The 10087-nt window shown below is 61.2% G+C and carries 8 protein-coding genes; all 8 read left to right on the top strand.

The window, feature by feature from the left end:
* The first annotated feature begins 45 nt into the window (after nt 1-45).
* Complete coding sequence (locus EDE05_RS08385; protein WP_245505079.1) at nt 46-1707, top strand: GumC family protein; 1662 nt, start codon at nt 46-48, stop codon at nt 1705-1707.
* Between the two features lie 10 nt (nt 1708-1717).
* Nucleotides 1718-3058, top strand: a complete 1341-nt coding sequence (locus EDE05_RS08380; RefSeq protein ID WP_132409433.1) for an O-antigen ligase — start codon at nt 1718-1720, stop codon at nt 3056-3058.
* Nucleotides 3051-3824, top strand: a complete 774-nt coding sequence (locus EDE05_RS08375; RefSeq protein ID WP_132409435.1) for a polysaccharide deacetylase family protein — start codon at nt 3051-3053, stop codon at nt 3822-3824. Before EDE05_RS08380 ends, EDE05_RS08375 begins: the two co-directional genes overlap by 8 nt.
* Before the next feature lie 17 nt (nt 3825-3841).
* Nucleotides 3842-5071: a glycosyltransferase family 4 protein gene (locus EDE05_RS08370; RefSeq protein WP_132409662.1), complete on the top strand. Its 1230-nt coding sequence runs from the start codon at nt 3842-3844 to the stop codon at nt 5069-5071.
* A 165-nt stretch (nt 5072-5236) separates the two neighbouring features.
* A complete protein-coding gene (locus EDE05_RS08365; RefSeq protein ID WP_245505080.1) occupies nt 5237-6616 on the top strand; it encodes a glycosyltransferase family 4 protein in 1380 nt (459 codons plus the stop codon).
* The gene (locus tag EDE05_RS08360; RefSeq protein WP_132409437.1) at nt 6613-7680 is read left to right on the top strand and encodes a glycosyltransferase; all 1068 of its coding nucleotides are present in this window, start codon (nt 6613-6615) and stop codon (nt 7678-7680) included. Before EDE05_RS08365 ends, EDE05_RS08360 begins: the two co-directional genes overlap by 4 nt.
* A complete protein-coding gene (locus tag EDE05_RS08355; RefSeq protein ID WP_105371436.1) occupies nt 7607-9775 on the top strand; it encodes a glycoside hydrolase in 2169 nt (722 codons plus the stop codon). The genes EDE05_RS08360 and EDE05_RS08355 overlap by 74 nt, the downstream gene beginning before the upstream one ends.
* Before the next feature lie 88 nt (nt 9776-9863).
* Nucleotides 9864-10079, top strand: a complete 216-nt coding sequence (locus EDE05_RS08350; protein WP_105371435.1) for a hypothetical protein — start codon at nt 9864-9866, stop codon at nt 10077-10079.
* Nucleotides 10080-10087: the final 8 nt, after the last annotated feature.

The raw sequence follows: 10087 nt of genomic DNA, 5'->3' as shown, positions 1-10087 counted from the left end.
AAATGCGGCGGGTTCGATGCTTCCGCCGCATGGCTGGAGGTGTGCATGTACCGGCCGAGGGAGCCCGAGAACCGACGCCCGGCGTCATCGTCCGCGCCTGCCGGCCAGCGGGGCGGCATGCCCTATCGCGGCTCGCTTCTTGATCGGCTGGACGACGACCGCTTCCAGGAGCCCTACCAGGACGATAACGATAGCCATGCGGGCGAAAGCGACGATTATTGGCGTCGTCAGAGCCGGCAGCCGCAGCCCGCCCCGCGTCCTGCGCCGGAACCGGCGACGACCTACCCTTCCTCTCTCAACGGGGTCGTCGAAGCGCAAATCCGCAGCCTGTCGGAGATCGGCGCCGGCGACGTCCTCTCCTGGCTGCGCAAAGGGCTGCCCTGGATCATCTTCTTCGTCGTCCTCGGCGTGATCGCAGCCTTTCTCTATTCCGCGACCGCCACGCCGCGCTACACCGTCTATACCGACATCATCATCGACCCGCAAAACCTCAACGTCGTCACCGACGACGTGTTCGCTTCAAGCCCGCAACGGGATTCCCAACTGCTGGAGGTGGAAAGCAAGCTGCGCGTGCTGACGTCCCGCAATGTGCTGAAACAGGTCGTCGCGGACATGAACCTGACGGAAGATCCGGAATTCACCAAGCCCAGCGCGCTGGAGCCGCTGCTCCGTCTGATCTCCCCAAACCGCCCCGCAAGCGACAAGGAGCTCGGCGTGCTAATGGAGCTCGGCGAGCGGGTAAAAGCCGCCCGCGAGGAACGGTCCTTCGTGGTGACGCTTTCCGTGTGGTCCGAGGATCCGGAAAAATCGATCAGGCTCTCCGAGGCGATCGTCCGCGCCTTCGAAACCGAGCTTTTCGAATCATCAGCCGACAGCGCCGGCCGCGTTGCCGCCACGCTCACCAGCCGCCTCGACGAACTGCGCGCCCAGGTGACGGACGCCGAGGAAAAGGTCGCGCAGTTCAAGCGTGACAACAATATCCAGGAATCCAATACCGGCGAGCTTGCAAGCAGCCGCATTTCCAGCGCCCTCGACACGCAGGTCCTTGATGCGCAGCAGCGGCTGATCCAGGCCGAAGCTCGCTACAATCAGATGCGTTCGGCCGTTGCCGACCGGCGGACGGCGACCGCGACCGTCTTTGATTCTCCCGGAATGCAGACGCTGAGGACGAGCTACAATACGTTGCAGCAGCAGATCGGCTCGCTGACCCTCACCTACGGCTCGCGTCATCCCCGCCTGGTCTCACTGCAATCGGAAAAGGCAGCGATAGACAAAGCCATAACCGATGAAGCGAGCCGCATCCTCGAGACGGCCAAGACCGACGTGGACCAGGCGCGTGCGACGCTGAACCAGCTCCGCGGCAAGGCCGACGCTGAACGTTCCACCGTTTTCACCAACAACGATGCGCAGATACGTCTGCGGGAACTGGAACGGGATGCGCGCGCCAAGGCGGCAGTCTACGAAACCTATCTCGGCCGCACACATCAGATCACCGAACGCCAGCAAATCGATACCAGCAATGTCCGTGTGATCTCGCCGCCCGTGCCGCCCAAGACGAAGAGCTGGCCCCCCCGCACGATCATCCTGCTTATAGGCGGCGCTGCCGGCGGCTTCATGCTCGGCACCGGATTGGCCCTTTTGCTGGGGCTCGCACGACATCTCAGCGATGTTCGCCAGCGCTTCGCTTACACGCAGAGATATTCCTGAGGCGTTGAGCATGCGCAACCCTTCAGCCGTCGCGACAGGCCACGCCGATATCGATCACCGCCCCCTGATCGGATCCCTGCTGTTCCTCGGCCTGTTCCTGTTCTTTGCGATATCGATCGATCCCTTTTACGATCTGACATTACCCTCATCGGCGAGTATCGCAACCGACAAGTCCAGCCGGCTGAACCAGATCCTTTTCATCTTCCTGCCGTTCGGCGCAGTTTTGTGCAGCATGGCGACCTCCATGCGCGGCACCTTCCTGCAGCCTCGCTGGCTGATGCTGACGATCTTTCTCTGGCTGCTGTTCGTTTCCCTTCTATCGAACCACGGCGCCAACAGTTTCAAGGCGCTGGTTCTCACCTCACTTGTCGTCATCGGCGCCAATGCGAGCGTGCTGCTGCCGCGTTCCGAGACACATTTCGCCAAACTGCTGGCGGTCGGAACGCTCGCCAGTATCGGCCTCTGCTATTATGGCATCTTTTCCCTGCCCCACCTGTCCATCCACTCGGCAGCCGAGGTTGCCGAACCCATGCATGCCGGCCTCTGGCGCGGTTATTTCCCGCACAAGAACAACGCCGCCGCCGCCATGGTGCTGTTTGCCTTCTGCGGTATATTTGTCATGCAGGTCTGGTCGAGGCTCGTGGGCGTCGCCATCTTCGCAAGCGCGACCTGGTTCCTGATGCATACCGGTGGCAAAACCGCGTCCGCCATGCTGCCGGCAATTATCCTGCTCTCCTGGCTGTTCGAGAAATTTCGGTTCCTTCGCATCCCGCTTTCGATCGGCGGCGTCGCCGCCTTCAACCTGCTTGCCGTCGGCGCTGCGACCTCACCTGGCCTAAGGGAGTTGGTGACAAGCTTCGGCGTGGATGCCACCTTCACCAACCGTTCCGATATCTGGCAGCTGGCGACCAATGCGATATCGGAATTCCCGATGACGGGTTTCGGCCTGAAGTCCTTCTGGCGCACACAAGAGCTTGTTTACGGCGGTCAGGGGGTCGCTACCTGGGCAGTCACGGCGTCGCATGCACACAACTCCTACGTGGAAATCCTGCTCATCGGTGGGATCCCCGCCCTGTTGCTGTCGCTGATCTGGTTTTTCGCCGTGCCGCTGCGGAGTTTTTCGAAAATCACCGCTCAAGGAAGGATGACCCACAGCGGGCGGCTTTTCCTGCGCATCTGGCTTTACATGATATTCACCACCTGCCTCGAAAGTCTCTTTTACGAAAGCTCTTCCGGCTACATTGTCGGCTGGTTCCTGTTTTGCATGGCGCTCTTTGGTATCCGCTACGAAGCCAATGCCGTTCATATCGAGGAGAGGCCGTCGGGAAGAGGAAGAGGGGGGCATGGCTGACGCATTCAAGGCAATGGAGGGACTGATCGACCGGGTGAGCAATCGGCTTATCTGGAAGATGGCTCCACGGACGCGTACCGTCGCAACCGACGTGCCGATTGTCTCCTTCACCTTCGACGACGTACCGGAGACCGCTTTGACCAATGGCGCGGCCATCCTAGAAAAATACGACGCATCGGGCACGTTCTATATCGCCGGAGGCCTTGAAGGGCGCATCGAGCCGGACCGCAAGCTGATCAGCCGTAGCGGTTGCCTTGAACTCTTCCGGCGCGGCCATGAGATCGGCGGCCATACCTTCACCCACCGCCGAGTCCGCTCCTACGGCAAGTCGCTTTCAGCGGACCTCGAGAGAAATGCCGACTATCTCAGCGATGCCGGCATTACCCGCCCGGCCAGCAATTTTGCCTTTCCCTACAATGCCGCTTGGCCGCTCGCCCGCCGCGAACTTGCCCGGCGTTACCAGACCTGTCGTGGCGCAGGCGAGGCCATCAATCGCGGTCCGGTCGACCCCTTGATGCTGCAGTCGGTAGAGATCCGCCAACCGGAGGACCATGCCCGCGGGCTGACGGCCTGGATAGACGATGCCGTGAAGAACCCGGGATGGCTCATCTTCTTCACCCATGACGTTACCGAAACGCCGACCCCATACGGCTGCACGCCGGCGACGTTCGAGCATCTGGTGGGTTATGCCCGTGAACGCGGCTGCAACATTCTGACCGTCGAGGCGGCGACGCGCGCCCTTGGCTGGGAGACATCCGCCCAATGAACGTCCATGCGACAACCGTGGCGGTGCCCCGCCTCCTGAACATCAACAATTACTTCTATCGGCGCGGCGGTGCCGAAACCGTTTTCTTTGATCATACGGCGCTGTTTGAAGAAATCGGTTGGGATGTCGTGCCTTTCGCCATGCAGCACGAGAAGAACCTCTCCTCTCCCTGGTCCGACTATTTCGTCTCGGAGATCGAATACGGCCGCGAGATCGGGTTGAAGGACAAGGTCCTGCAGGCGACCAAGGTTATCTATTCCTTCGAGGCTCAGCGGAACCTGAAGCGCCTCATCGACAAGGCGCGGCCTGATGTCGCCCATGCCCACAATATCTATCATCACCTTTCCCCGGCGATCTTTTCCACCCTGAAAGATGCAGGCGTCCCGGTGGTGATGACGGCCCATGACCTCAAGCTCGCATGTCCTTCCTACAAGATGCTGCGCGACGGCCGTATCTGCGAAGCCTGCAAAGGCGGTCGGATCCATAACGTCGTGGTCAATCGCTGCGTCAAGGGCTCGCTGCCGCTGAGTGCTGTGGTCTTCGCCGAGAGCCTCCTGCATCGCTCGCTCGGGCTCTACCGCAACAAGGTCGACCGGGTGGTGGTACCGAGCCGCTTCTACCGCGAAAAGCTGATCGAATGGGGCTGGCCGGCCGAAAAGCTCGTTCATGTCCCGAATTTTGTGGACGTCGACCGGTTTTCGACGAAATGGCACGAGAGCGACTATTTCGTTTTCGCCGGGCGCCTGGCTCCGGAAAAAGGCATCTCCACCCTGATCCGCGCCGCGGCTCAAGCCCGGCAGAAACTGATCATAGCGGGAACCGGGCCGGAAGAGGCCGCTCTCAAGGCGCTTGTGCGATCTGCCGGTGCCGAGGTCGTTTTTGCGGGCCATCTGTCGGGAGATATCCTGTTCCGCCTCATCGGCCAGTCTCTCGGGCTCGTCCTGCCGTCGGAATGGTATGAGAATGCACCGATCAGCATTCTGGAAGCCTATGCGCTGGGACGTCCGGTGATTGGAGCCTCGATCGGCGGCATACCGGAAATGATCCGCGAAGGAGAGACCGGACTGAGCGCTGCCCCCGGCTCTGTCGATGACCTGGCGAGGACACTTGACGACCTCGCTAGCCGATCGGTGAAGGAGCGGGCTCAGATGGGGCAAGCCGGCCGCGCCTGGATTTCCGACGAATTCTCCCGCACCGTCTATCGGCAGCGAATGTTTGATCTTTACCAGTCCCTTATCCGCCGCTGAACGCGAAAAACCGCAATCTCGAAAAGGGTCACCGGGTCGAGAAAATTTTTCGTCACTTTGCTCAGGAACCGCACAACTCCTTTAAAATCTTAGCTTTTTTCTTTCCGGTATGAGAAGGTTCCTTGCATAGAACGGGCAGCAGAAAATGAATTTCTGGTGCCCGTAATGAACGAGAAGACCAATCCTCCGAAGATGCGGCATTCGCAGTCCACCCGGACGTATCCGGGGGACATCTCGTCGCTCGAACACATCCCTGCGCAACTGCTGCAGGCGCAGGCTCTTCCGCACAGCGATCAAGCCGGGCACAGCCGGATTGAGCGCGTCGTCCTGAACCAGACACCCCGGCTGTCTCCGGTCTTGCCGGATATCGGCACCGCTCCCGGCATCCGTGTCGACCGGGAACCGGTTCGCCGACGCGTCATGATGCTTGGCCTTCGGGGAATACCGAATGTGCAGGGCGGCATTGAAAAGCATGTCGAAATGCTGAGCCAGGAACTTGCAGCCCGCGGCTGGGATGTCGAGGTCCTCGCGCGCCGCCAATACCTGCCCGAGCCGACCGCCTCCGCCTGGCGCGGGATCCGCGTAACGCCCCTTTGGGCGCCGAAATCAATGCTTCTCGAAACCTTCGTTCACACCCTCGTCGGCGTCGTATACGCTGCCGTTCGCCGCCCTGACATCCTGCATATCCACGCGGTCGGTCCCGGCCTGCTCGCCCCGCTGGCTCGTCTCCTCGGGCTGAAGATCGTGATGACGCACCATGGATACGACTACGACCGCGAGAAGTGGAGTACGACGGCCAAGCGAGCGCTGAAGCTCGGCGAACGGCTTGCCATGTGGTTCGCGAACGCCAGGATCGCCGTGTCGCGCGACGTGACGGAAACCATGAAGAGCCGCTATGGCGCGGAGGTGGCCCACATTCCGAACGGCGTCACGGTGACACCGAGCCTTGTTGGTAAAGCGACGCTAGACCGGTTCGGCCTGCAGCGCCGCCGCTACATCGTCATGGTCGCCCGTTTCGTGCCGGAAAAGCGCCAGACGGATCTGATCGCGGCTTTCGAAAAACTGAAGCAGACCGACTGGAAACTGGTTCTGGTGGGGGGCGCCGACCACAAAGGCATGGCCTATGCCAAGGAAATCGAGGCTGCCGCAGCCCGGGTGCCTGATGTCGTGCTGACGGGTTTCCAGAGCGGTGAAGACTTGGCCGCGCTGTTTTCCCAGGCCGGTCTCTTCGTTCTGCCCTCGCTCCACGAGGGCATGCCGATCTCGCTGCTTGAAGCCATGAGCTACGGCTTGCCTGTCCTCGCAAGCGACATCGTTGCCAACCACGAGGTCGATCTGCCGCCCGAGGACTACTTCCCGCCGGGCGATATAGACGCCCTTGCCAAGGCCCTGGAGCGCAAGATGGCCGAGCCTTTCGGTCAGGAGGGCGCCCTGTCGCGCATCCGCAAGGTGGAACAGACCTATGCATGGCCGTCAATCACCCGAAGCACACTGGCAATCTATCACTCGGTTGCGACGCGGAAGAAGGTGAAGGAGCGGCTGTGAGCGTATCGATCATCATCAAGACTCTGAACGAAGAGAAGCGGATCGCCCGCACGATCGAATTCGCGCTTGCCGGCCTGCCCGGCGGACAAGGCGAGGTGATCGTTGCAGACAGCGGCTCGGCGGATTCCACGATAGAGATCGCATCCCGCTATCCGGTCCGGATCGTCCAGATCCAGAACCCTGCCCGCCCGAGTTGCGGCATCGGCCCGCAACTGGGCTTCCAGTATGCGCGGCACGAGTTCATCTGCTTGCTCGACGGCGACATGGACCTCGATCCCGCGTTTTTGCCGGCCGCTACGGCGTATCTGAGCAACCATCTCAAAACGGGCGGCGTGACCGGCCATGTCGAGGAAATGATGCTCGACAATCTGGAATATACCCGCCGGGTCCAGCGTAACGCCCCGGAAAACCGCGTGGGCGCCATCGACAGGATGAACGGGGGCGGCCTTTATCGTCGCAGCGCGATCGAGAGCATCGGCTATCTGACGGACCGCAACCTGCACGGCTACGAGGAGTTCGACCTCGGCATCCGGCTGCGCAGCGCCGGCTGGGACCTGTATCGGCTCGACCGCCGCTTCGTCCACCATTATGGCCACAGCGTCAATTCCTACCGCCTTCTCGTCCGGCGCTGGCAGACGAAATATCTCTTCGGGGTCGGAGAACTGTTGCGAGCCTCGGCCGGGAAACCCTATTTCCGGCAGATGCTGCAGGAACTGCCGGAGCTGAAGCTTTGGGCGCTGGTCGCGTGTTGGATTCTCCTCTCGCTCGCATTGATGATCGCCGTCCCGAATAAGCTTGCCGGTCTGACGGCGGTGCTGGGCCTCTTCGCATGCGTCGTCGCTCTGATGTCCTGGCGAAAGGGCGGGGTGTCGCTCGGGCTTTACACGGTCGTCGCCTGGCTGTTCCATACGGCAGCGCTGCCTTTCGGCTTTTTCGCCCCGCGTCGAGATCCTCGTGGATGGGTGGAGAGCCGTGAGATCGGAGACATTGATGAAGAGACTGATCCGCGCTCTGGCAACGACACTCGCGCTCACGGCTTCGGCGTCCGCAGCCTGGCCGGCTGACTGGCTTCCGGTCCGCGAGATATCGCTGGCCGTCGAGCCCGGTAGTCCGCTCGATTTTTCGGACCTGCTCCCCAACGGCTCCATCGACCAAAACGACCATCTCGTCGTCGGCACGGACGGCCATCTGGCGAAAGCCGCCAAGCCCGACGTACCGGCCCCCATGTTCTGCGCCTCCCTTGCCTGGAGCCCGGCATCCGGCGGTTTTCCGAACCATCAGGACGCGGATGTCTATGCAAGGCAGCTCGCCATGCGTGGCTACAATATCGCCCGCCTCCATTTCACCGATGCGGCACTGATGTTCGGCCGGCAGAAGGATTTCGATTTCGATCCAGAGGTCCTCGACCGTATCCATTATCTGATGGCCGCGCTGAAGAAGAACGGCATCTACTGGATGGTCGACGGGTTGACCTCATGGCGCGGTGGTTCCGGCGGTTACGACGATCGCTGGGATCCGTCCGAAGGACTCAAGCTGGAGGTGAGTTACGAGGAAAAGGCCTTTGCCCATTGGAAGAGGCTGGCCACCGATTTCCTCACCCGGGTCAATCCCTATACCGGCATTGCGCCGATCCGTGACGAGGCCCTCGGCCTCGTGATCCTGGCCAACGAAAACAGCATAGAATTCGAGACGGTTGTCCATGACAGGATCGGCCGGCCCTACCCGGACAGCCTGCGCCAGCCGTTCAACACCTGGCTGCGCGAGCGCTACGGATCGACCCAGGCGCTTCGGACCGCATGGCCCGACCTTCGGGCGAACGAACGGCTGGAAAATGCCTCCGTACGCCTGCCCACCGATCGTTATGTCGACAGCCCCCGCCTGCGCGACCTGCAGGCCTTCTTCGTCGAAACCGAGCGCGGAACCGCGGCCCGCATGACGGAAGTCCTGCGAGGCCTCGGCTATCGCGGTCTCATCAGCGACTACAATAACTGGCCGACGGTGCAGACGGGCCTGACCCGCCAGAACCTTCAAGCCGTCACCATGAACACCTATCATGATAGCGTAAACAGCTACGAACCCGGCGCGAAGATCGAGAACAAAAGCTCGCTTGCCGATGCCGGCGCATATATGCGCGTCGCGGCTGCAAGCCGCTGGCTCGGCAAGCCTTTCGGCATCACCGAATACGACCACCTGTTCTGGAGCAGATATCGCTATGAAGCCGGGCTTGTGATGCCTGCCTACGCAGCGCTGCAGGGCTGGGATATGCTCTGCCGCCACGGCCATGGGCCGATCGCCCTGCAATATGGCGAACCCTTTCCCCACAAGCGGGCAATGTTGCCTTATGCGATCGCGCTCGATCCGGTAGCCCGCGCCGGCGAAACGCTTGCAGCCCTTCTTTTCCGGCGGGGCGACGTCAAGACCTCGCAGAACAGCATTCCTTTCCTGGTCCGGGGCGAGGAGGATCTGAGCGGCGACATGCAGGCCGCGGAACCAGATGCGCTGACCAAATTGTCGCTCGTCTCCCGCATCGGCCTCAGACAATCCGATGGGCTGCGTGAGCCCCTTGCAATCAACCAGCCGCGCAGCGAGGCGGATGCAGGCAAGCTGCTGGCTGCGTTGAAAGGCGCCGGCCTGCTGCCCAAAAACAGTCGGACCGATCCGTCCGCCGGAATTTTCCAGAGCGATACCGGGGAACTGCTGCTCGACAGCAAAAAACTCCGCCTGACATTGTCTACACCCCGCACGGAAGCCGCCGCTTTCACTACCTTGGAAACCGCTGTCGATCTCGGAACCGTCCGGCTCGAAGGCGGAGACCAAGATGCGCTCTTCGCAGCTTCCGCCATCGATGGAGCCGCCTCGCTCGCGGCAAGCAGACGCATGCTGCTGATCTTCGCCACCGACGCCCGCAACAGCAGCATGCGCTTTCGAGATCCGCAGGAGAAGGTGATCGAGGACTTCGGGACTTTGCCGGTATTGATCCGCAAAGGTGCGCTATCGATCGAGTTCAAGAACCGCGCGGGCCGCTGGCGGCTTTCCCCTATAGGCTTGGATGGCGTGGTGCATCCGCCGCTTCACAGCGGAAACGGACCGCTGCGTTTCGATCTTACGAACGACGCGCCGGCAGGCCCGACGACATTCTTCCTGCTTGAGACGGACTGATCTTGCCGCTTCCCACACCTTTTCAGGATCAAAAACGCACTTTGGAGGTTCTGTCTCCGATCGGAAAAAACATCAGGAGGAAGAACTCATGGCCAATGCCAATTCGAAACACATGGGATCAGGCGCGACTGGCAAAGGCAGCGGAAATGGCGCCATGACGGATATCGACAAGGACATCCTTCCGGAGAACATGGTTCTTTCCAACAGAGACAAGGCACAGCACTCGCGGGAGCGCGGACTGGACAGCAAAACAGTCCAGACCGAGCAATTTCACGACCATGAGGCCAACCATCTGGATGACTAGAAAACGCT

The organism is Neorhizobium sp. R1-B (genome assembly GCF_004368875.1).
GTDB classification, from domain to species: Bacteria; Pseudomonadota; Alphaproteobacteria; order Rhizobiales; family Rhizobiaceae; genus Neorhizobium; species Neorhizobium huautlense.
This window is presented reverse-complemented; position numbering and strand designations above follow the sequence as displayed.

What these genes read in the sequence shown, in the direction of transcription:
- EDE05_RS08385 (WP_245505079.1), top strand. Translation starts at nt 46, where the DNA reads ATGTACCGGCCGAGGGAGCCCGAGAACCGACGCCCGGCGTCATCGTCC.
- EDE05_RS08380 (WP_132409433.1), top strand. Translation starts at nt 1,718, where the DNA reads ATGCGCAACCCTTCAGCCGTCGCGACAGGCCACGCCGATATCGATCAC.
- EDE05_RS08375 (WP_132409435.1), top strand. Translation starts at nt 3,051, where the DNA reads ATGGCTGACGCATTCAAGGCAATGGAGGGACTGATCGACCGGGTGAGC.
- EDE05_RS08365 (WP_245505080.1), top strand. Translation starts at nt 5,237, where the DNA reads ATGAACGAGAAGACCAATCCTCCGAAGATGCGGCATTCGCAGTCCACC.
- EDE05_RS08355 (WP_105371436.1), top strand. Translation starts at nt 7,607, where the DNA reads ATGAAGAGACTGATCCGCGCTCTGGCAACGACACTCGCGCTCACGGCT.
- EDE05_RS08350 (WP_105371435.1), top strand. Translation starts at nt 9,864, where the DNA reads ATGGCCAATGCCAATTCGAAACACATGGGATCAGGCGCGACTGGCAAA.